General features: G+C 73.5%; 1 protein-coding gene and 1 pseudogene. Both read left to right on the top strand.

Going from position 1 to position 25,394, the window contains the following annotated elements; translation table 11 throughout:
* Window positions 1–23: 23 nt before the first annotated feature.
* A complete protein-coding gene (locus tag ACZ59A_RS05495; RefSeq protein WP_470953813.1) occupies window positions 24–20,351 on the top strand; it encodes a type I polyketide synthase in 20,328 nt (6,775 codons plus the stop codon).
* Between the two features lie 70 nt (window positions 20,352–20,421).
* A pseudogene (locus ACZ59A_RS05490) lies at window positions 20,422–25,383 on the top strand (type I polyketide synthase); the annotation flags it as partial.
* Window positions 25,384–25,394: the final 11 nt, after the last annotated feature.

Raw genomic sequence — 25,394 nt, 5'->3', positions numbered from 1 at the left:
GACCCAAAGCACGGAGTAGGACGATGACAACCCCCAACGACAAACTCGTTGACGCGCTGCGGGCCTCGCTGAAGGAAACCGAGCGGCTGCGCAAGCAGAACCAGCAGCTCACCGACGCGTCGCGCGAACCGATCGCGATCGTCGGCATGAGCTGCCGGTTCCCCGGCGACGTCGGCAGCCCCGAGGAGCTGTGGCAGCTCGTCGCGGACGGTCAGGACGCCATCTCGGGATTCCCCGGCGACCGCGGCTGGGACCTTGAGTCGCTGTACGACCCGGATCCGGAGCGCGCGGGCACCTTCTACGCCCGCGGCGGTGGCTTCCTGTACGACGCGGACCAGTTCGACGCCGGTTTCTTCGGGATCTCGCCGCGTGAGGCTCTGGCGATGGATCCGCAGCAGCGGCTGCTGCTGGAGACGTCGTGGGAGGCGTTCGAGCGGGCCGGGATCGACCCGGCGACGATGCGGGGCAGCAGGACCGGTGTGTTCGTCGGCGCCTCCACGCAGGCGTACGGGGCGGGCGGGTACGACCTGCCGGAGGGCGTCGAGGGCCATCTGCTGACCGGCACCGCCGCCAGCGTCGCGTCCGGGCGGCTCTCGTACACCCTGGGTCTGGAGGGCCCGGCGGCCACCATCGACACGGCCTGCTCGTCCTCCTCGGTCGCGCTGCACCTGGCGGTCCAGGCGCTGCGGCAGAGCGAATGTTCGCTCGCCCTGGCGGCGGGCGTGACCGTGCTGTCCTCCCCGGACGTGTTCGTGGAGTTCAGCCGTCAGCGCGGGCTGTCCGCCGACGGCCGGTGCAAGTCCTTCGCGGCGTCGGCGGACGGTACGGGCTGGTCCGAGGGTGTCGGTGTGCTGCTGGTGGAGCGGCTGTCGGACGCGCGGCGCAACGGCCACCCGGTGCTGGCGGTGGTGCGTGGCTCGGCCGTCAACCAGGACGGTGCGAGCAATGGTCTGACGGCGCCGAACGGGCCGTCGCAGCGGCGTGTCATCCGCCAGGCCCTGGAGAACGCCCGCCTGACCGCCGCCGACGTGGACGCCGTCGAAGCGCACGGCACGGGTACGACGCTGGGCGACCCCATCGAGGCGCAGGCGCTGCTCGCCACGTACGGCCAAGAGCGGCCGGAGGGCCAGCCCCTGTGGCTCGGCTCGCTGAAGTCGAACATCGGCCACACCCAGAACGTCGCCGGTATCGGCGGCGTCATCAAGATGGTGATGGCGATGCGGCACGGTGTGCTGCCGCAGACGCTGCACGTGGACGCACCCACCCCCCACGTCGACTGGTCGGCGGGCGAGGTGTCGCTGCTCACGGAGGCGCGGGAGTGGCCGGAGACGGACGGCCGCCCGCGTCGCGCGGGCATCTCGTCGTTCGGCGTCAGCGGCACCAACGTCCACACCATCATCGAGCAGGCGCCCGAGCCCGAACCGGCCACTGCCTCTTCGGCCCCCGCCGCGGCCCCCGCCGTGCTGCCGTGGGTCCTGTCCGGACGCGGCGCCGCCGCCCTGCGCGCCCAGGCCGAGCGCCTGGCTGCGCATGTGCGGGCCCACCCCGACCTGCGCCCGCTCGACCTCGGCCACTCGCTCGCCACCACCCGCTCGGCCTTCGACCACCGCGCGGTGGTCGTCGCGGCCGACCGCGACGGCCTCCGGGCCGGACTCGACGCCCTGGCGGCGGACGGGACCACCCCCGGGCTGGTGCAGGGCTCGCCAGTGCCGGGCAAGGTGGCGTTCCTGTTCACGGGCCAGGGCAGCCAGCGGCTGGGGATGGGTCGTGAGCTGTACGACGCCTTCCCGGTGTTCGCGGCGGCGCTGGACGCGGTGTGCGCGGAGATGGACCCGCATCTTGAACGTCCGCTGAAGACGGTGCTGTTCGGGGACGACGCGGAAGCGCTGGACCGGACCGGGTTCACGCAGCCCGCGCTGTTCGCGGTCGAGGTGGCGCTGTTCCGGCTGGTCGAGGCGTGGGGTGTGAAGCCGGACTTCCTGTCGGGCCACTCCATCGGTGAGCTGGCCGCCGCGCATGTGGCGGGCGTGTTGTCGCTCGCGGATGCCTGCCGATTGGTGGCGGCGCGTGGGCGTCTGATGCAGGAGCTTCCGGCTGGTGGCGCGATGGTGGCGGTGCAGGCGTCGGAGGACGAGGTGGCGCCGCTGCTCACCGACCGGGTGAGCATCGCCGCTGTGAATGGCCCGTCGTCGGTGGTCATCGCGGGTGACGAGGACGCGGTTCTGGAGATCGCCGCGTCTTTCGAGGAGCGGGGTCGTAAGACCAAGCGGCTCACGGTCAGCCACGCGTTCCATTCGCCGCGTATGGACGGGATGCTGGAGGCGTTCCGCGAGGTCGCGCAGGGGCTGTTGTACGAGGCGCCGCGCATCCCGATCGCCTCGAACCTGACCGGTGCCGTGGTGTCCGCCGAGGAGATCACCAGCCCCGACTTCTGGGTGCGGCATGTCCGGGAGGCGGTGCGTTTCCTCGACGGCGTACGGACGCTCGAAGCCCGGAACGTGACCACGTTCCTCGAACTGGGCCCGGACGGTGTGCTCAGCGCGATGGCGCAGGAGTGCGTGACCGGCGAGGACGCGGCGTTCATCTCCGCGCTGCGCAAGGGGCGTCCCGAGGCCGAGGCGCTGACCACCGCCGTGGCGCGGGCGCATGTGCGTGGCGTGCCGGTGGACTGGACCGCGTTCTACGCGGGCACGGGCGCCGACCGGGTCGAGCTGCCGACGTACGCGTTCCAGCGCCGCCGGTACTGGCTCGAGGCCCCTCCGGAGGCGGCGGCGTCGGGCGCCCCGGCCGTGAACGTGGTCGAGGGACGCTTCTGGGAGGCGGTGGAGCGCGGCGACTGGGAGGCGCTCGCCGGTCAACTGCGGGTCGAGGGCGACCAGCCGCTGAGCGCGGTGCTGCCCGCCCTGTCGTCGTGGCGCCGTGAACAGCAGGAGCTGTCCACGGTCGACGGACGTCTCTACAACGTCGTCTGGAGGCCCCAGTCCCGTGTGCGCGGTGGCTCGTCGGAGACGGCCGCGCTGACGGGTACCTGGTTGCTGGCAGTTCCGGCGGGTCGTGGGGACGATCCCTGGGTTGCCGCGGTGGCTGATGACCTGGTGCGGCGCGGAGTGCGGGTGGTCCGGGCCGAGCTGGACGTGGCCGATGCCGACGTCGAATTGCTCGCCGGGCGGCTTGATTCGGCGGCGGCCGATGGTCCGGTGGCCGGGGTCCTGTCGCTGCTGGGGCTGGATGAGCGGCCGCATCCTGAAGCTCCGGCGGTGCCGGTCGGTCTCGCGCTGACCGGTGCGCTGGTCGAAGCGCTGGAAGACCGGGACGGCTATGCCTCGGCGCGCGTGTGGTGTGCGACCCGGGGCGCCGTCTCGATCGGTGGTGCGGACCGGCTCGACAGCCTGACGCAGGCGCAGCTCTGGGGCTTCGGCCGGGCCGTGGGGCTCGGGTGGCCCGAGCGGTGGGGCGGTCTGGTCGATCTGCCGGAGTCGCTGGACGGGCGGGCGCTGGACCGGCTCGCGGGTGTGCTCACCGGAGCGAGCGGCGAGGACCAGGTGGCGATCCGCGCCGCCGGGGTTTTCGTACGGCGTGCGGTGCGGGCTCCGCGGGACGCGGCCGCCGCCTCCGTCGAGCCGTGGACGCCGCGTGGCACGGTGCTGGTGACCGGTGGCACGGGTGCGTTGGGCCGTCATGTGGCCCGTTGGCTGGCCCAGCAGGGAGCTGAGCGGCTGGTGCTGCTCAGCCGTCGTGGTCCGGACGCGCCGGGCGCGGCCGAGATCGTGGCCGAACTGTCCGGCACCGACACCGCCGTGACCGTCGAGGCGTGCGATGTGGCCGACCGCGAGGCCCTTGAAGCGCTGGTGGAGCGGCTTTCGGCGGACGGTACGCCGGTGCGGGCCGTGGTGCACGCGGCCGGTGTCTCCCAGGAGCCCGGTACCGACGGGGACCTGTCGGAGTTCGCCCGCATCGTGGAGGCGAAGACGGCCGGGGCGATCCACCTCGACAGCATCTTCGGCGAGTCGTCCGACCCCCTGGACGCCTTCATCCTGTTCTCGTCCATCGCCGGTATCTGGGGCAGTGGCGGCCAGGGCGCGTACTCCACGGGCAACGCGTTCCTGGACGCGCTGGCCGAGCAGCGCCGGGCGCGTGGCCTGCCCGCGACCGCTGTGGCCTGGGGCCCGTGGGCGGACGGCGGTATGGCCGCCGAGGGCGACGCCGAGGAGCAGCTGCGCCGCCGTGGCCTGCGGGTGATGGCGCCTGATCTGAACCTGGTGGCTCTCCAGCGGGCGCTGTCCCGCCCGGAGGCCGTCGTGACGGTGGCGGACGTCGACTGGGAACTCTTCCTGTCCACGTTCACCGCTGTTCGGCCGAGTCCGCTGCTGGCCGAGCTGACGCCGGTCCGGGACGTCGGCGAACGGGATTCCGGCGGGCGTGGCGAGGGCGGTGCCGAGTCGGCTTCCGCGCTGGCCGAGCGGCTGCTCGGACTGCCCGAAGCGGAGCGTAAGCGTGCGCTGGTGGATCTGGTGCGTACGCATGTCGCGGGGGTGCTGGGCCATGCCGATGTGGCGGAGGTCGGTGCCGAGCGGGCGTTCCGGGAGATCGGTTTCGACTCGCTGACCGCGGTGGAGCTGCGCAACGGTCTGAACGCGGCCACCGAGCTGCGGCTTCCCGCCACGCTCGTCTACGACTACCCGACGCCGATCGCCCTGGCCGACCATCTCTTCACCGAGCTTCTCGGCGGGCAGGTGGCCGGTGTCGACGGCCCGGCGGTGGCCGGGGCCGTGGACGTCGATGACGAACCGATCGCGATCGTGGCGATGAGCTGCCGGTTCCCGGGTGGTGTGCGGACTCCCGAGGAGCTGTGGCAGCTGCTCATGTCCGGTACGGACGCGATCTCGGGTATGCCCACGGACCGGGGCTGGGACCTGGAGGCGCTGTACGACCCGGACCCGGATCAGCCGGGCACCTCGTACGCCCGTGACGGAGGTTTCCTCGACGACGCGGCGGACTTCGACCCCGGTTTCTTCGGGATCTCGCCCCGTGAGGCGCTGGCGATGGATCCGCAGCAGCGGTTGCTGCTGGAGACGTCGTGGGAGGCGTTCGAGCGGGCCGGGATCGACCCGGCGACGCTGCGTGGTTCGACGGCCGGTGTCTTCGTCGGCACCAACGGCCAGGACTATCTGTCGGTGCTGTTGGCCGGTGAGCAGGACGCCATCGACGGCCATGTGGGTACGGGCAACGCGGCCAGTGTGATCTCGGGCCGACTGGCGTACACCTTCGGCCTGGAGGGCCCGGCCCTCACCATCGACACCGCCTGCTCCTCCTCGTTGGTCGCCCTGCACACGGCGGTCCAGGCGCTGCGGGCCGGTGAGTGCTCCATGGCGCTGGCCGGTGGTGTGACCGTGATGTCCACCCCTGGCGCGTTCATCGAGTTCAGCCGTCAGCGGGGGCTCGCGCAGGACGGCCGGGTCAAGGCGTTCGCGGCGAGCGCGGACGGCACGGGCTGGGGCGAGGGCGTCGGCATGCTGCTCGTGGAGCGGCTGTCCGACGCGCGGCGCAACGGCCACCCGGTGCTGGCCGTGGTGCGCGGCTCGGCCGTCAACCAGGACGGTGCGAGCAACGGCCTGACGGCGCCCAACGGCCCGTCGCAGCAGCGTGTCATCCGGCAGGCGCTGGCAAACGCGGGTCTGTCGGCCTCCGAAGTGGACATGGTGGAGGCGCACGGTACGGGTACGTCGCTGGGCGACCCGATCGAGGCGCAGGCGCTGCTGGCCACGTACGGCCAGGACCGGCCGGAGGGGCAGCCGCTGTGGCTGGGGTCGGTGAAGTCGAACCTCGGCCATACGCAGGCGGCCGCTGGTGTTGCCGGTGTGATGAAGATCGTGCTGGCGATGCGGCACGGTGTGCTGCCGCGGACCCTGCATGTGGATGAGCCGTCGCCGCATGTGGACTGGTCGGCGGGCGACATCGAGTTGCTGTCCGAGACCCGGCCGTGGCCGGAGACCGGTGAGCCGCGCCGTGCGGGCGTCTCCTCGTTCGGCTTCAGCGGTACCAACGCTCATGCGGTGCTGGAGCAGGCGCCGGTGGCCGAGGTGGAGTCGGCCGGGTCCGTGGTCGGGGATGTTCCCGGTGACGGTGTGCTGCCGATCGTCCTCTCGGGCAAGACGGAGGAGGGGCTGCGGGCGCAGGCCGGGCGGCTGCGCGACCATCTCGTGGGGGAGGACGGGATCCGGTTGGCGGATCTCGGTTACTCCCTGGCCGTCGGCCGGTCGGCGCTCGACGAGCGGGCGGCGCTGGTCGCGGAGGACCGGGACGGGTTGCTGGCTGGTCTGGAGGCGCTGGCGGAGGGACGTTCCGCCGCCGGGCTGGTGCAGGGGTCGGTGGCCGGTGGCCGGGTGGCGTTCCTGTTCACGGGTCAGGGCAGCCAGCGGCTCGGGATGGGCAGGGAGCTGTATGAGGCGTACCCGGTGTTCGCGGATGCGCTGGACGAGGTGTGCGCCCACTTGGACGCGCATCTGGAGCGGCCGCTGCGGGATGTGTTGTTCGGGGACGATGCCGAGGCGCTGGACCGGACCGGGTTCACCCAGCCTGCGTTGTTCGCGGTTGAGGTGGCGCTGTTCCGGTTGGTCGAGGCGTGGGGTCTGAAGGCGGACTTCCTGTCGGGGCACTCGATTGGTGAGCTGGCTGCCGCGCATGTGGCGGGTGTGCTGTCGCTGGCGGACGCGTGCACGCTGGTGGCGGCTCGTGGGCGTCTGATGCAGGAGCTTCCGGCCGGTGGCGCGATGATCGCGGTGCAGGCGTCGGAGGACGAGGTCTCGCCGCTGCTCACCGACCGGGTGAGCATCGCCGCTGTGAACGGCCCGATGTCCGTGGTCATCGCGGGTGACGAGGATGCCGCCCTGGAGATTGCGGCGGGCTTCGAGGCGCAGGGTCGTAAGACCAAGCGGCTCACGGTCAGCCACGCCTTCCACTCCCCGCGTATGGACGGCATGTTGGACGCGTTCCGCGAGGTGGCGCAGGGGCTTTCGTACGAGGCTCCGCGTATCCCGATCGTGTCGAATCTGACCGGTGCCGTGGTCTCCGCCGAGGAGATCACCAGCCCGGACTTCTGGGTGCGCCACGTCCGGGAGGCCGTCCGCTTCCTCGACGGCGTACGGACCCTCGAAGCACAGGGCGTCACCACCTTCATCGAGCTGGGCCCGGACGGTGTGCTCAGCGCGATGGCGCAGGAGTGCGTGACCGGCGAGGACGCCGCCTTCGCGGCCGCCCTCCGCAAGGACCGCCCCGAGGCCGAGGCGCTGACGAACGCCGTCGCGCGGGCGCATGTCCGTGGGGTGCCGGTGGACTGGGCGGCGTTCTACGCCGGTACGGGCGCGGCGCGGGTCGAGTTGCCCACGTACGCCTTCCAGCGGCAGCGCTACTGGCCGCGGGTGTCGTCGCTGTTCTTCGGCGACGTGGCCGCCGTGGGCCTGGGCGAGGCGGGGCATCCGCTCCTGGCGGCGACCGCTGAGCTGCCGGACTCGGACGGGACGCTGTTCACCGGCCGACTGGCGCTGTCCACTCATCCGTGGCTGGCCGAGCACACCATCTTGGACACGGTGCTGGTGCCGGGCACGGCGCTGGTGGAGTTGGCGGTCCGGGCGGGCGACCAGGTGGGGTGCGACCATCTGGAAGAGCTGACGCTGGAAGTGCCGTTGGCGCTGCCCGAGCAGGGCGGTGTGCAGCTGCGGCTCGCCGTCGGCGCCGCCGACGACGCGGGGCGGCGGTCGTTGGCGCTGCACTCCCGTCAGGAAGGTCTGCCGGGCGAGGAGCCGTGGACGCGGCACGCCAGTGGTGTGCTGTCGCCCGGTGGTCGCCCGGAGGCGTCCTTCGAGCTGAGCGTGTGGCCTCCGGCGGACGCCACCGAGATCGACCTCGACGGCCGCTACGAAGGTCTGCGGGACATCGGCTTCGCGTATGGGCCGGTGTTCCAGGGGCTGCGCAGGGCGTGGCAGCGCGAGGGTGAGCTGTTCGCCGAGGTGACGCTGCCCGAGGACGCGACGGAGGAGGCGGGCCGGTTCGGTCTGCACCCGGCGCTGCTGGATTCGGCTCTGCACGTCGTGGGGCTCGCGGGGCTGGGCAACACCGACGGCGAGGGGCGGCTGCCGTTCGCGTGGAGCGGGGTGTCGCTGTACGCGAGCGGTGCTTCGGCGCTGCGGGTGCGGTTGACGCCCGTGGACGGCGACGGGGTGCGGCTGGAGATCGCGGATACGGCCGGGGTGCCGGTCGCCGCGGTGGAGGCGTTGCGGCTGCGCCCGGTTTCGGCCGAGCAGCTGCGGAGTGTGCGTACGGAGCATCACGAGTCGTTGTTCCGCCTGGAGTGGACCGAACTCGCGGGCGTGGCCGGTACGGATGGCGGCGGCCGGTGGGCTGTGCTGGGCTCCGACGACCTCGCGCGTGACGCGGCGGCGGAAGGAGTGGGCGGTGACGTCGCGGCGTACGCCGACCTCGCGGAGCTGACCGCGGCGATCGAGTCCGGCGCGGCGCTGCCGGAATGCGTACTGGTGAACCTGACATCGGATGGTGCGGCAAATCAAGCCCGTCCGGCGATTGAGGACACGCCCGAAGGGCGTTCCGGCCCGCACGCGGACGGTGCGGCATCTTCAGCCCGTCCGGCGTTTGAGGACCGGGGCCTTGGGGCGGAGCCCCAAGTTGTGGGAAGGGGCGGGGTGGGGCAAAACCCCTCGCCCGCCACCACGGCGCACGAGGCCACCACTCAGGTACTGGGGCTGTTGCAGCAGTGGCTGGCCGACGACCGCTTCACGGACTCACGTCTGGTCCTGCTGACATCGGGGGCGCTGGCCACCGAGGCCGGTGAGCCGGTGGCGGACCTGGCGGGCGCCACGGTGCGGGGCCTGCTGCGTTCGGCGCAGTCCGAGAACCCGGACCGCGTGGTCCTCATCGACGTCGACGGCCGTCAGGAGGGGCTCGCCGCGCTGCCCGCGGCGCTGGCGAGCGGCGAGCCCGACATCGCCGTACGGCAGGGGGCCCTCAGGATTCCCCGGCTCGTCCGCGCCACGTCCGGGCCCGACAGCCGCGCCCCGGAATGGAATCCGGACGGCACGGTGCTGGTGACCGGGGCCGGTGGCTCGCTGGGCGGCCTGTTCGCCCGGCGTCTGGTGGCCGAGCACGGTGTACGGCAGCTGCTGCTGGTGAGCCGTCGTGGCGAGGCGGCGCCCGGCGCCGCCGAGCTGACCGCCGAACTGGCCGATGCGGGCGCGGAGGTGCGCTGGGCGGCGTGCGATGTGGCGGACCGGGACGCGCTCGCCGCGACCCTCGCCACCGTCCCCGCCGAGCATCCGCTGACCGCCGTGGTCCACACCGCCGGTGTGCTGGACGACGGTGTGATCGGATCGTTGACGCCGGAGAGGCTGGCGGGGGTCCTGCGTCCGAAGGTGGACGCGGCCTGGAATCTGCATGAGCTGACCCAGGACCTGGACCTGACGGCCTTCGTGGTGTTCTCGTCGGTGGCCGCGGTGTTCGGCAGCCCGGGACAGGGCAACTACGCCGCCGCCAACGCCTTCCTCGACGCGCTCGCGCAGCACCGTGCGGCGCGTGGCCTGCCCGCCACCTCGCTGGCGTGGGGCCTCTGGGCCGGTGGCGGTATGGGGGACACGCTCGACGAGGCCGACATCGCCCGTATGCGGCGGGCCGGACTTCCCCCGCTGCCCGTGGCGGAGGGCCTGGCGCTGTTCGACACCGCGCTGTCCGTGGGCGAAGCGTGCCTGGTGCCGATGCGCGTGGATCTCCCGGGCCTGCGGACGCAGGCCGCGGCGGGTGCCGTCTCGCCGCTGCTGCGCGGTCTGGTGCGGGTACCGGCGCGGCGTGCGGTCGAGGCCGTCGCCGGGTCGGTCGAGTCGGACCTGACGCGGCGGCTCTCGGGGCTGTCGGCGCCGGAACAGGAGCGGCTGCTGCTGGACCTGGTCCGTGCGCAGGTGGCGACGGTGCTCGGGTACGCGGGCGCGGACACCATCGGATCGGCGCGGGCGTTCAAGGAGCTGGGCTTCGACTCGCTGACCGCGGTCGAACTGCGCAATCACCTCAACTCCGTGACCGGGCTGCGGCTGCCCGCCACCCTCGTCTTCGACTACCCGGACCCGCAGGTTCTGGCCCGCCATCTGCGGACCGAGCTGGTGGGCGACCAGGCGGACGAGGGCCTGGCGGCCCCCGTGCCGACGGTGGCCACCACCGACGACGACGCGATAGCCATCGTCGGGATGAGCTGCCGCTACCCGGGCGGGGTCAGTACGCCCGAGGAGCTGTGGCAGCTCGTCATGGGTTCCGTGGACGCCATCTCCGACTTCCCGGCCGACCGTGGCTGGGACCTGGACGGGCTGCGGAGCGACGACCCCGGCAAGGCGGGCACCAGCACCACGGGCCAGGGAGGCTTTCTCCACGACGCGGCCGAGTTCGACCCGGACTTCTTCGGGATCTCCCCGCGCGAGGCCCTTGCCATGGACCCGCAGCAGCGGCTGCTGCTGGAGACGTCGTGGGAGGCGTTCGAGCGGGCCGGGATCGACCCGGCGGCGGCGCGCGGCAGCAGGACCGGTGTCTTCGCCGGAGTCATGTACCACGACTATCTGTCCCGCCTGAACGCGGTCCCCGACGGGCTCGAAGGCTATCTGGGCACCGGGTCCGCGGGCAGTGTCGCCTCCGGCCGGGTCGCCTACACCTTCGGCCTCGAAGGCCCGGCGGTCACGGTCGACACGGCCTGCTCGTCGTCGCTGGTGGCGCTGCATCTGGCCGCGCAGGCGCTGCGCAACGGCGAGTGCTCGATGGCGCTGGCCGGTGGTGTCACCGTCATGGCCACCCCGGAGACCTTCATCGACTTCAGCCGCCAGGGCGGCCTGTCGACCAGCGGCCGCTGCAAGTCCTTCGCGGCCTCGGCGGACGGTACGGGCTGGGCCGAGGGCGCGGGCATGCTGCTCGTGGAGCGGCTGTCGGACGCGCGGCGCAACGGCCACCGGGTGCTGGCGGTCGTACGCGGCTCCGCCATCAACCAGGACGGCGCGTCCAACGGCCTCACCGCGCCGAACGGCCCGTCCCAGCAGCGCGTCATCCGCGAAGCGCTCACCAGCGCCCGGCTGACCACCGCCGACATCGACGTGGTCGAGGCGCACGGTACGGGTACGAAGCTGGGCGACCCGATCGAGGCGCAGGCGCTGCTCGCCACATACGGCCGTGAGCGGCCGGAGGGGCAGCCGCTGTGGCTGGGCTCCCTCAAGTCGAACATCGGCCACGCGCAGGCGGCGGCCGGTGTCGCGGGCATCATCAAGATGATCATGGCGATGCGCCACGGAGTGCTGCCGCGGACGCTGCACCTGGACGAGCCCACCCCGCACGTGGACTGGGCGTCGGGCGACGTCGAGCTGCTGGCCGACGCCCGCCCGTGGCCGGAACTCGGCCGACCCCGCCGGGCGGCCGTGTCGTCGTTCGGCGTGAGCGGCACGAACGCGCACACCATCCTGGAGCAGCCCCCGGCCCCGGACGCGGACGCGGCTTCCGATGTGGAGCTGCCGACGGTGCCGTGGGTGCTCTCGGGCAAGTCCGAGGCCGCGCTGCGCGATCAGGCCGAACGGCTCCTGGCCCACCTCGGCACCCACCCTGACCTGGACGCCACGGACGTCGGCTACGCGCTGGCGACCGGCCGGGCGGCGCTGGAGCGGCGCGCGGTCGTCGTCGGCGAGGACCGGGACGGGCTGCTGTCCGCTCTGGAGGCGCTGGCGCGCGGCGAGTCGGCCGCCGGGCTGGCCGCTCAGGGCCCGGTGGCCGAGGGCGGCAAGGTGGCGTTCCTGTTCACGGGGCAGGGCAGCCAGCGGCTCGGGATGGGCCGTGCGCTGTACGACGCCTACCCGGTGTTCGCGGAGGCGCTGGACGCCGTATGCGATGAGCTGGACCGGCACCTTGAACAGCCGTTGAAGACGGTGCTCTTCGGTGAGGACGCCGCCGCGCTGGACCGGACCGGCTTCACCCAGCCCGCGCTGTTCGCGGTCGAGGTGGCGCTGTTCCGGCTGGTCGAGGCGTGGGGTGTGCGTGCGGACTTCCTGTCCGGTCACTCCATCGGTGAGCTGGCCGCCGCGCATGTGGCGGGTGTGCTCTCGCTCGCGGACGCGGCGAAACTGGTGGCCGCGCGCGGCCGTCTGATGCAGGAGCTTCCGGCTGGTGGCGCGATGGTGGCGGTGCAGGCGTCGGAGGACGAGGTGGCGCCGCTGCTGACCGACCGGGTGAGCATCGCCGCTGTGAATGGCCCGTCGTCCGTGGTCATCGCGGGTGACGAGGACGCGGCTCTGGAGATCGCTTCCGGCTTCGAGGCGCAGGGCCGTAAGACCAAGCGGCTCACCGTGAGCCACGCGTTCCACTCGCCGCGCATGGACGGCATGTTGGACGCGTTCCGCGAGGTGGCGGAGGGGCTTTCGTACGAGGCGCCGCGCATCCCGATCGTGTCGAACCTGACGGGCGAGGTGGTCTCCGCCGAGGAGATCACCAGCCCGGACTTCTGGGTCCGCCACGTCCGTGAGGCCGTGCGTTTCCTCGACGGCATCCGTACTCTCGAAGCCCAAGGTGCCACCACCTTCGTGGAGTTGGGCCCGGACGGTGTGCTCACCGCCATGGCGCAGGAGTGCGCCACCGGGGCCGATGCGGCGTTCGTGACCGCGCTGCGCAAGGGACGCGCCGAGCCCGAGTCGCTGACCGCTGCGCTGGCCGCCCTCCACACCCGGGGTGTCGCACTGGACTGGCGGGCCTTCTTCGCCCGTACGGGCGCCGTGCGGGTCGACCTGCCGACGTACGCCTTCCAGCGGCAGCGCTTCTGGGTGGAGGACCCGGAGGAGGTCCGCGAGGCGCTGGCGGCGGTGGATTCCGTGGACGCCCGGTTCTGGGAGGCCGTGGAGCGCGAGGATCTGAGCGCCCTGGCCGGGACGCTCCAGTCCGAGGACGACGAGGCGCTCTCCTCGCTGGGCGCCGCCCTGCCGATGCTGTCCTCGTGGCGGCGCCGCCAGGGCGAGCGGTCCACCGTGGACGCCTGGCGCTACCAGGTGACGTGGAAGCCGGTGACGTCGGCCCGTGGTGCGGGGACGCTGAGCGGCCGATGGCTGGTCGTCGTCCCGGCCGGTGAGAACGGTGAGAACGGTGACGTCTGGGCCGAGGGGACCGTACGGACGCTGTCCGCGCGGGGCGCCGAGGTCCGGCGGATCGAGCTGGCCGCCGAGGACCGTGCGGGCATGGCCGAGGGGCTGCGCGAGGCGGTCGCGGAGGGCCCGGTGGCGGGCGTGTTCGCGCTGCCGTCCGTCTCCGCGGGCCCCGAAGGGCTGCTGCGTACGGCCGCGCTGACGCAGGCCCTGGTCGACCTGGGCGTGGCCGCGCCGCTGTGGGTGGCCACGCGTGGCGCGGTCTCCACCGGCCGGTCCGACGGTCCGGCGGACCCGTGGCAGGCACGGGTCTGGGGCCTGGGCCGGGTCGCCGCACTGGAACTGGCCGAGCGGTGGGGTGGTCTGGTCGATCTGCCGGAGACGGCGGACGACCGGGCGCTGTCCCGCCTGGCCGGGGTGCTGACCGGCGCCGAGGGCGAGGACCAGGTGGCGGTGCGCGCCTCCGGTGTCTTCGGCCGTCGCCTGACCCACGCCACCGCCGCCTCACGCGGCAGCGACTGGCGGCCGGGTGCGGGGTCGGTGCTGGTCACCGGCGGTACGGGCGCGCTGGGCGCGCACGTGGCCCGCTGGCTGATCGACAAGGGCGCCGAGCACGTGGTGCTCACCAGCCGCCGGGGCCTCGACGCCCCCGGCGCGGCCGAGCTGCGGGACGAACTCGCCGCCTCGGGCGCCCGGGTCACCGTCGCGGCCTTCGACGCCGCCGACCGCGACGCGCTGGCCGCGCTGGTGGCCGGGCTTCCGGCCGAGCTGCCGCTGACGGCCGTCATCCACGCGGCCGGTGTGCTGGACGACGGCGTACTGGAGTCGCTGACCCCCGAGCGCTTCGCCACCGTGCTGCGCGCGAAGGCCGACGCCGCCGCCAACCTGCACGAGGTGACGCGGGACCTGGACCTCACGGCCTTCGTCCTCTTCTCCTCGTTCTCCGGTTCCATGGGCGCCGCGGGGCAGGCCAACTACGCCGCCGCGAACGCCTTCCTGGACGCGCTCGCCGAGCGGCGCCGGGCCGAGGGCCTGCCTGCCACCTCGGTGGCGTGGGGCCCGTGGGCCGAGGGCGGCATGGCCGCGGACGACGCGCTGGAGCAGCGCATGCGCCGGGCCGGTGTGCCGCCGATGGCGGCCGACCTGGCCATCGCCGCGCTCCAGCGCGCCCTGGATCTGGACGAGACGACCGTGCTGGTCGCGGACATCGACTGGGAGCGGCTGGCCCCCGGCTTCGCCGCGTCCCGGCCGAGCCCGCTGCTGCGGGAGCTGCCCGAGGCGCGTACGGCGCTGGAGGCCGCGGGCGAGCAGGCCACGCGTACGGTCGGCGACGAGTCCTCGCTCGCGCAGCGGCTCGCGGGCGTTCCGGCGGCGGAGCGCGAGGGCGTCCTGCTGGACCTGGTGCGCTCCGCCGTGGCGGACGTACTCGGCCACGCCGACGCGGAGGCGGTGGAGGCGAGCCGGGCGTTCAGCGAGCTGGGATTCGACTCGCTGACCGCCGTCGAGCTGCGCAACCGGCTGAACACCGTGACCGGGCTGCGGCTGCCGCCCACCCTGGTCTACGACTACCCGACGTCAACGGCGCTCGCGGGCCACCTCCGTACGGAGGTCCTGGGCGAGGAGACCCCGGCCGATGCCGTCGGCACGGTCTCGTTGGTGGCCACCGACGATCCGATCGCGATCGTGGGCATGAGCTGCCGCTTCCCGGGCGGGGTGGACTCGCCCGAGGAGCTGTGGCGGCTGCTGTCCACCGGGCAGGACGCGGTGACGGACTTCCCGGCCGACCGTGGCTGGGACGTCGAGTCGCTGTACGACCCGGAGCCGGGCACCGAGTACACCACCTACGTCCGCGAGGGCGGATTCCTGGCGGACGCCGGGGACTTCGACGCGGCGTTCTTCGGGATTTCGCCGCGTGAGGCGGTGGCGATGGACCCGCAGCAGCGGTTGCTGCTGGAGACGTCGTGGGAAGCCTTTGAGCGGGCCGGGATCGACCCGACGACGCTGCGCGGTCAGCAGGTCGGCGTGTTCGCCGGTACGAACGGCCAGGACTACATGTCCCTCGTCCTCCACTCGGAGGACGGTGGCGACGGGTTCCTGGGCACGGGCAACGCGGCCAGTGTGATGTCGGGCCGGGTGTCGTACGCGCTGGGTCTTGAGGGTCCGGCCGTCACCGTCGACACGGCGTGCTCGTCGTCGCTCGTCGCGCTGCACTGGGCGATTCAGGCGTTGCGGGCGGGGGAGTGCTCCCTTGCTCTGGCTGGTGGTGTGACGGTGATGTCGACGCCGGGTTCGTTCGTGGACTTCAGTCGTCAGCGTGGGCTTGCGGCGGATGGTCGTATCAAGGCGTTCGCGGCGGGTGCGGATGGCACCGGCTGGGGCGAGGGTGTGGGCATGCTGCTCGTGGAGCGGCTGTCGGACGCCCGCCGCAACGGCCACACCGTGCTGGCGACCGTGCGCGGCTCTGCGATCAACCAGGATGGCGCGTCGAACGGTCTGACGGCGCCGAACGGGCCGTCGCAGCAGCGTGTCATCCGGCAGGCGCTGGCCGGTGCCGGTCTGTCGGCCGCCGAGGTGGACGCGGTCGAGGCGCATGGCACCGGTACGACGCTGGGCGACCCGATCGAGGCGCAGGCGCTGCTGGCCACCTACGGCCAGGACCGCGCCGAGGGCCAGCCCCTGCTTCTCGGCTCCATCAAGTCCAACATCGGTCACACGCAGGCCGCTGCCGGTGTGGCGGGCGTGATGAAGATGGTGCTGGCGTTGCAGCACGGCGTGCTGCCGCAGACGCTGCACGTGGACGAGCCGACGCCGCACGTCGACTGGTCCGCCGGTGAACTGGCGTTGCTGACCGAGGCACGGGAGTGGCCGGAGACCGGCCGTCCGCGCCGGGCGGCGGTCTCGGCGTTCGGCATCAGCGGTACGAACGCGCACACCGTGCTGGAGCAGGCCCCGGCCCCGGAGGCCGCCCCCGCCGCCGATCCGGCGGTGGAGCTGCCGTCCGTGCCGTGGGTGCTGTCGGCCAAGTCCCGGGCCGCCGTACGCGGTCAGGCCGCACGGCTGCTGGCCCACCTGGGCGGCGACGCCACACCCATCGATGTGCCCCATACCGATGTAGCTTTCTCGCTGGCCACCACCCGCACCGCCATGGACCACCGGGCCGTACTCACCGCTGACGGCGGCGGGGACGGGCTGCTGGCCGGTCTCGCGGCGCTGGCGCGCGGCGAGACCGAGGTGCCGGGCCTGGTCGAGGGCTCGGTGGCCGGTGGCAAGGTGGCGTTCCTGTTCACGGGGCAGGGCAGCCAGCGGCTCGGGATGGGCCGGGAGCTGTATGAGGCGTACCCGGTGTTCGCGGACGCGTTGGACGAGGTGTGCGCCCACTTGGACGCGCATCTGGAGCAGCCGCTGCGCGATGTCCTCTTCGGTGAGGACGCCGCCGCGCTGGACCGGACCGGCTTCACCCAGCCCGCGCTGTTCGCCATCGAGGTAGCGCTGTTCCGGCTGGTCGAGGCGTGGGGTCTGAAGGCGGACTTCCTGTCCGGTCACTCCATCGGTGAGCTGGCCGCCGCGCATGTGGCGGGTGTGCTCTCGCTGGCGGATGCGTGCACTCTCGTGGCGGCTCGTGGCCGTCTGATGCAGGAGCTTCCGGCCGGTGGCGCGATGATCGCGGTGCAGGCGTCGGAGGACGAGGTGGCGCCGCTGCTCACCGAGCGCGTGAGTATCGCCGCCCTCAACGGGCCGTCGTCGGTGGTCATCGCGGGTGACGAGGACGATGCGGGGCAGATCGCGGCGTTCTTCGAGGCGCAGGGTCGCAAGACCAAGCGGCTCACCGTCAGCCACGCGTTCCACTCGCCGCGCATGGACGGGATGCTGGACGCGTTCCGCGAGGTGGCCGAGGAGCTTTCGTACGAGGCCCCGCGCATCCCGATCGTCTCCAACCTCACCGGAGAGGTCGTCTCCGCCGAGGAGATCACGTCGGCCGACTTCTGGGTGCGCCATGTCCGCGAGGCGGTCCGCTTCCTCGACGGTGTGCGCACCCTCGAAGCGCAGGGCGTCTCCACGTACGTCGAACTGGGCCCGGACGGTGTGCTCACCGCCATGGCGCAGGAGTGCGTGACCGGCGAGGACGCGGCCTTCGTCGCCGCCCTCCGCAAGGACCGTCCCGAGGCCGAGGCGCTGACGAACGCCGTCGCGCGGCTGTACGTGCGTGGCCAGGCCCCGGACTGGGAGGCGTTCTTCGCCGGGAGGGGCGCACGCAAGGTCGGCCTGCCGACGTACGCGTTCCAGCGCAGCCGCTACTGGGTCGACGCACTGCTCACCCTGGACGAGGTGGCCTCGGCCGGGCTCGGCGCGGCCGGTCACCCGCTGCTGGGTGCGGCGGTGGAGCTGCCCGACGCGGACGCGTACGTCTTCTCCGGGCGGCTGTCGCTCGCGTCGCACTCCTGGCTGGCGGACCACACGGTCGCCGATACGGCCGTGCTGCCGGGCTCCGCGTTCGTGGAGCTGGCGGTGCGCGCCGGGGACCAGGTTGGCTGTGACTACCTCGAAGAGCTGACCCTCGAAGCGCCGCTGATCCTGCCGGAGCGCGGCGGGGTTCAGCTGCGGGTGTCGCTCGGCGAGCCCGACGACGAGGGCCGCCGCCCGCTGGCGGTGTACTCGCGCCCGGAGGGTGCGGAGCAGGAGCAGCCGTGGACGCGGCACGCCGGGGGCGTTCTCGCCCCGGCCGGAATGCGGCCGGCCGCCGTCGGCGAGTTCGCCGTATGGCCGCCCGCCGACGCGGAGCCGGTGGACACCGCCGCGCTGTACGCGGGCATGGGGCGCGCCGGGCTGCTGCACGGCCCGGCGTTCCAGAGCCTGCGCCATGTGTGGCGGCGCGGCGAGGAGGTGTACGCGGAGGTGCGCGTCGGCGAGGCGCAGCAGGCGGACGCCGCCCGCTTCGCGCTGCATCCGGCCCTGCTGGACGGTGCGCTCCAGCCGCTGGGGCTGGGCGTGGACGGTGCCGCGGTGGCGGCGTCGTGGCGGGGGCTGAGCCTGTACGCGGTGGGCGCCGAGGCGCTGCGCGTGCGGCTGGCCCCGGTGGCGGACGCGGCGGACGGCACGGTGTCGCTGGTGGCGGCCGATGAGACGGGCGCGCTCGTCGCGTCGGTGGACGCGCTGGCCGCCGAGCCGCTGGACGTGGACCGCATCGCCGGAGCGTCGGCGACGTCCGGGCGCCAGGACTCGCTGTTCCGGGTCGACTGGGCCCCGGTGGCGGCGCCTTCGGGCGGCACATCGGCGAGCTTCGCCGTCGTCGGTGGCGACGACCTCAAGCTGAGCGTGGCCCTCGACGCGGCCGGGCACACCGCCACGGTCCACGACGACCTGGCGGCACTCGACATGGCGGTCGTGATGGACGGGACGGCGCCGGACACGGTCCTGATCCCCTTCCTGCCCGACGGCAGCGGTGACCTCGTCGCGGGCGCGCACGCCGCCACCCACCGGGCCCTGGGCCTGGTCCAGGAGTGGCTGAACGGAGGCAGGCCCGGCAGCGCCCGGCTGGTGCTGGTCACGCGCGGCGCGGTCGCCGCGGCCGGGGACACCGAGGTCGCGGACCTGGCCAACGCGCCCGTGTGGGGGCTGCTGCGGTCCGCGCAGACGGAGAACCCGGGGCAGTTCGTCCTGCTCGACGTCGACGGCGAGGTGTCGTACCCGGCGATCGCGGCGGCGCTGGACTCGGGCGAGCCCGAGATCGCGCTGCGCGCGGGGGCGGCGTACGCGCCACGGCTGGCCCGGGCCGAGGCCCCGGCCGCCGAACCCGGCACCGCGATCGACCCCGAGGGCACCGTCCTGATCACCGGCGCCACCGGTGGTCTGGGCAGGCTGGTAGCCCGCCATCTGGTCACCGCACACGGCGCCCGCCGGTTGCTGCTGACCAGCCGGAGCGGCCCCGCCGCCGAGGGCATGGCCGAACTGACCGCCGAACTGGCCGAGTTGGGTGCCGAGGCCACCGTCGTCGCGTGTGACGCGGCCGACCGGGAGGCGCTGGCCGGGCTGCTGGCGGGCATTCCGGCCGACCGTCCGCTGACGGCCGTGGTGCACACCGCGGGCGTCCTCGATGACGGCGTCATCGACATGCTGACGCCGGAGCGGCTGGACCGGGTGCTGCGGCCGAAGGTCGACGCGGCGGTCAACCTGCACGAACTGACCCGCGATCTGGACCTGTCCGCCTTTGTGCTCTTCTCGGCCGCGGCCGGGACGATCGGCGGCCCGGGCCAGGGCGGTTACGCGGCGGCGAACGTGTTCCTCGACGCGCTCGCCGGACACCGCCGCGCCACCGGCCGTACCGCGCAGTCCCTCGTGTGGGGCATGTGGGCCGAGGAGCGGGGCATGGGCGGCAGGATCGGCGCGGCCGACCTGAAGCGGGCGGCGCGCGGCGGTGTGCTGCCGCTGTCCGCCGAGGAGGGCCTGGCCCTGTTCGACGCCGCCCGCGCGGTGACCGACGAAGCGGTGCTGGTGCCCGTACGGCTCGATCTGGCGGCGCTGCGCGGTGCCGCCTCCGCCGGGGAGCTGCTGCCGCTCTACCGCGGCCTGGTGCGCACTCCGGTGCGGCGCGCCGCCGACAGCGGCGGCACGGCCGTCGCCGAAACGGCGGACGGGGCCGGGGCGGAGACCCTGGCGCAGCAGCTGGCGCGGCAGTCGGAGGCCCAGCAGGAGCGCACCACGCTCGACCTGGTGCGCCGACAGGTGGCCGCCGTCCTCGGCTACGCGTCCAAGGAGCAGGTGGGCGCCGAGCAGGCGTTCAAGGAGCTGGGCTTCGACTCGCTGACGGCCGTGGAGCTGCGGAACCGGCTGAACGCGGCCACCGGGCTGAAGCTGATGGCGACGCTGGTGTACGACTACCCGACGCCGGTGGCGCTCGCGCGGCAGCTGCGCCGGGAGCTGGCACCGGAGGCGGCGCACAGCGGAATGTCCCTCACGGACGAGCTGGAGCGGCTGGAGAACAGCCTCGCCTCGCTGGCGCCGGAGGATCTGGCGGCGGTCGCGGGGGACGAGGCCGCGCATGCGAACATCGCCGTGCGCCTGCAGACGCTGCTGGCCAAGTGGCACGACGTGCGTCGCACCGCGGACGACGACGGGGCGGACGCCGAGTCGGACGCGTTCGAAGAGGTCAGCGATGACGAACTCTTCGACTTCATCGACAAGAGGTTCGGCAACGGCTGAACGCGAACGGCACCCCCTCCCGGACCCCCCGACGATCCAGAGCACTGCGAATAGGTGAACGTCCATGGCGACTGCGAACGAAGCCAAGCTCCGCGAATATCTGAAGAAGGTCACCACCGACCTCACCGCCGCCCACCGGCGTCTGCAGGAGGTCGACGATCAGGCCCATGAGCCGATCGCGATCGTGGGCATGAGCTGCCGCTTCCCCGGCGGTGTCGACACGCCGGAGGAGCTGTGGCAGCTCATGTCCTCCGGTGGCGAGGCGCAGTCGGCGTTCCCGGCCGACCGGGGCTGGGACCTGCAGAACCTGTTCGACTCGGACCCGGACACGCCGGACACCACGTACACCCGCGAGGGCGGGTTCCTCGGCGACGCCACCCGGTTCGACGCGGCGTTCTTCGGGATCTCGCCGCGTGAGGCGACGGCGATGGACCCGCAGCAGCGGCTGCTGCTGGAGACATCGTGGGAGGCGTTCGAGCGGGCGGGCATCGACCCGGCCGCCCTGCGCGGCAGCCGTACGGGAGTGTTCGCGGGCATGAACGCCTCCGACTACCTGACGGTGGCGCTCGACGCGGACGACGACTTCGGCGGACACCTGGGCACGGGCAACGCCAGCAGCGTCGTCTCCGGACGGCTCAGCTACGCCTTCGGCCTGGAGGGTCCGGCCGTCACCGTGGACACGGCCTGCTCCGCGTCCCTGGTGGCGCTGCACCTGGCGGTGCAGTCGCTGCGTCTCGACGAGTGCTCGCTCGCACTGGCGGGCGGTGTCCATGTGATGTCCACGCCCGGCCTGTTCATCGAGTTCAGCCGCCAGCGCGGGCTGTCCCAGGACGGCCGCTGCAAGGCGTTCTCGGCCGACGCCGACGGCTTCGGACCGGCCGAGGGCGTGGGCGTGCTGCTGCTGGAGCGGCTGTCGGACGCGCGGAAGAATGGCCACCAGGTGCTCGCGGTCGTCCGCGGCTCCGCCGTCAACCAGGACGGCGCGTCCAACGGCCTCACCGCGCCCAACGGCCCGTCGCAGCGGCGCGTCATCCAGCAGGCCCTGGCCAGCGCGCGGCTGTCCGGTGCCGATGTGGACGTGGTCGAGGCGCATGGCACGGGCACGTCGCTGGGCGACCCGATCGAGGCACAGGCGCTGCTCGCCACCTACGGCGCGGACCGCCCCGAGGAACTGCCCCTGCTGCTGGGGTCGGTGAAGTCCAACATCGGCCACACCCAGGGCGCCGCGGGCATCGCGGGCGTGATGAAGATGGTGCTGGCCATGCGGCACGGCGTGGTGCCGGAGTCGCTGCACATCGCCGAGCCGTCCCCGCACATCGACTGGTCCTCCGGCACGGTCTCGCTGGTCAGGTCGGCCACCCCGTGGCCCGAGACGGGCCGCCCGCGCCGCGCGGGCATCTCCTCGTTCGGCTTCAGCGGCACCAACGCGCACACCATCATCGAGCAGGCGCCCGCCGAGGAGCGGGAGCCGGTCGAGCTGGTGGCGAAGCAGCCGGGCGTGGTGCCGTGGGTGGTCTCCGGCAAGAGCGAGTCCGCGCTGCGCGCCCAGGCCCGGCGGCTGCTGGACCGCCTCCACGACGAACCGGCGCTGCGCCCCGTGGACGTGGGCCTGTCGCTGGCCACGACCCGCGCCGCGCTGGACGTACGCGGTGTCGTCCAGGGCCGGGACCGCGACGAACTGGTGGCCGGGCTGACCGCCCTCGCCGACGGCGGCATGGCCGCGGGCGTGGAGCGGGGCTCGGTGGTGGCGGGTCAGACGGCGTTCGTCTTCCCGGGGCAGGGGTCCCAGTGGGTGCGGATGGGCGTGGGGCTGATGGACGCCTCGCCGGTGTTCGCCGCCCGCATCGAGGAGTGCGCGGCGGCGCTGGCGGAGTTCACCGACTGGTCGCTGGTGGATGTGCTGCGCGGGGTGGACGGGGCGCCGTCGCTGGACCGGGTGGACGTGGTCCAGCCGGTGCTGTTCGCGGTGATGGTGTCGCTGGCCGAGGTGTGGCGCTCGCTCGGCGTCGAACCGTCCGCCGTGGTCGGCCACTCGCAGGGCGAGATCGCCGCCGCGTGCGTGGCGGGCGTCCTGTCGCTGAAGGACGCGGCGCGCGTGGTGGCGCTGCGCAGCCAGGCCATCGGCCGGGTGCTGGCGGGCAAGGGCGGCATGGTGTCCATGGCGCTGCCCGTATCCCGGGTACGGGAGCGGATCGCGCCCTGGGGCGAGGAGCGCATCTCGGTGGCGGCCGTCAACGGCCCCTCCGCCGTGGTGGTTTCGGGCGAACCGGCCGCGCTGGACGAGCTGCTGGCGTCCTGCGAGGCGGATGACATCAGGGCCCGCCGGGTGCCGGTGGACTACGCCTCGCACTCCGCCCAAGTGGAACTGCTGCGCGACGAACTGCTCACGCTGCTGGCCCCCGTACAGCCCAGGACCGCACAGGTGCCGTTCCTGTCCACGGTGACGGGGGAGTGGGTCGAGGGTCCCGAGCTGGGCGCCGAGTACTGGTTCACCAACCTCCGCCGCACCGTCGAACTCGAAGGCGCCGTCCGGCGCCTGCTGGACGAGGGCTTCGGCGTGTTCATCGAGTCCAGCGCCCACCCGGTGCTGACGATGGGCGTGCAGGAGACCGCCGAGGACTCGGGTCTCGACGCGGCCGCGATCGGCTCGCTGCGCCGCGACGAAGGCGGTCTCGACCGGTTCTGGGCCTCCGTCGGCGAGGCGTGGTCGCGCGGTGTCGCCGTGGACTGGAAGACGGTGTTCGACGGCACCGGAGCCCGCCGTATCGAGCTGCCCACGTACGCCTTCCAGCAGCAGCGCTACTGGCCCGAGGCCGGGGCGGGGCGCACGGCGCAGGAGGCGCGGCACGACGCCGTGGAGGCCAAGTTCTGGGCGGCGGTGGAGGCCGAGGACTGGCAGGCCCTGGCCGCCGAGCTGACCGTCGACGGCGACCAGCCGATGAGCGCCGTCCTGCCCGCCCTCGCGTCCTGGCGCAAGCAGGCCCGCGAGCAGTCCACCGTGGACGGCTGGCGCTACCGCGTGACGTGGCAGCCGCTCCCCGAGGCGCGGTCCGCGCACCCGGGCGGCAGCTGGCTCGTCGTCGCGGCCAGCACCGACGACGCGTGGACGGCCGCCGTGACCGGCGCGCTGACCGGGCGCGGCGCCTCCGTACAGCAGATCGTGGTGGACCCCGCCACCCACGGCCGCGAACAGCTCGCCGACTGGCTGCGCACCGCCGTCGCCGAGGCCCACGGGGAGGGTTTCACCGGTGTGCTGTCGCTGCTCGCCCCGGCCGGGGACGCGCATCCGCAAGCCCCCTCCCTGCCCGCCGGAACCGCCGCCCAGCTCGCCCTGATCCAGGCGCTCGGCGACGCCGAGATCGGCGCGCCGCTGTGGTGCCTGACCCAGGGCGCGGTCTCCACCGGCGGCGCCGACCGGCCGGAATGCCCCGAACAGGCCCTCGTCTGGGGGCTCGGCCGGGTGGCCGCGCTGGAACACCTGGAGCGCTGGGGCGGCCTGGTCGACCTGCCGCGGACGCCCGACGAGCAGGCGCTGTCCCGGCTCATGGGCGTCCTCGCCGCCGAGCACGACGAGGACCAGGTGGCGATCCGCGAGGCGGGCGTCTTCGGGCCGCGGCTGGTGCGCGCCCCGCTCGCCGACACCTCCCCCGTACGGCCCTGGAGGCCGTCCGGCACCACGCTGGTCACCGGCGGTACGGGACGCCTCGGCGCGGAGGTCGCGCGCTGGCTGGCCCGTAACGGCGCCGAACACCTGGTGCTGGCGAGCCGCCGGGGCGCGGACGCCCCCGGCGCTGTGGAGCTGGAGGCCGAACTGACGGGCCTCGGCGCCAAGGTCACCCTCGCCACCTGCGATGTGACCGACCGCGCGGCGCTCGCCGAAACCCTCGCGGCCATCCCGGCCGACCAGCCGCTGACGGCCGTCCTGCACACCGCCGCCGTCATCGAGGACGGGGTGATCGAGGGGCTGACTGCGGATCAGGCCGAGCGCGTCCTGCGGCTCAAGGTGGACGCCACGCGCCATCTGCACGAGCTGACGCGGGATCTGGAGCTGTCCGCGTTCGTGCTGTTCTCGCACTTCTCCGCGACGTTCGGCGCACCGGGCCAGGGCAACCAGGCGCCCGGCAACGCGTTCCTGCACAGCTTCGCCGAGCAGCGCCGCGCCGACGGGCTGCCCGCCACCACCGTGTCCTGGGGCCCGTGGGGCGACGGCGGCTCGGTGGACGGCGCCACCGGCGACCGGATGCGCCGCCACGGCATCAACGAGATGGCGCCGCTGCCCGCCACCGCCGCTCTCCAGCACGCCCTGGACCGGGACGAGACGGCGCTCACCGTCATCGACATGGACTGGCGCCGCTTCACCCTCGCCTTCACCGCCGACCGGCCGCGGCCGCTGCTCGACACCCTGCCCGAGGCCCGCGAGGTCGCCGAGGAGATGCGGGCCGACGCCGCCGGGGACACCGCCGCGGGGGAGGCGCTGGCCGGTCAGCTCGCGACGCTGCCCGAGACCGAACGGGAGCGGGTGCTGCTGGAGTTGGTCCGCAGCGCGGTCGCCGCCGTGCTGGGCCACTCCGGCGCCGAGGCGATCGAGGCGGGCCGGGCGTTCAAGGACCTGGGCTTCGACTCGCTCACCGCGGTCGAACTCCGCAACCGGCTGGGCGCGGCCAGCGGGCTCAAGCTGCCGCCGACCCTGATCTTCGACCACCCGACCCCGGCCGCCGTGGCGGCCCATATGCGGTCCGAGATCGTCCCCGACGCGGCGGCCACCGGCGCCCCGGTGCTCGAAGAACTCGACAAGCTGGAAACCGTGCTCGCGGGCAGCGCCCCCGACAACATCACCCGGGCCCGCATCACCATGCGCCTCCAGTCGCTGCTGGCGAAGTGGCACGAGTCCGACGACACCGCCGCCCCGGCCGAGCCCGCGGCGGCCCCGTCCGAAGCCCTCGCCCAGGGCGCGGCCGAGGCCGACCAGCTCCAGTCGGCCAGTGACGAAGAGCTGTTCGCATTCATCAACAAGGGTCTGGGAAGGGCATGAAACGAATTCTG

The organism is Streptomyces sp. NPDC040405 (genome assembly GCF_055595765.1).
The sequence above is the reverse complement of the archived record's forward strand: the minus strand, read 5'-3'. Positions and strand labels throughout refer to the sequence as shown.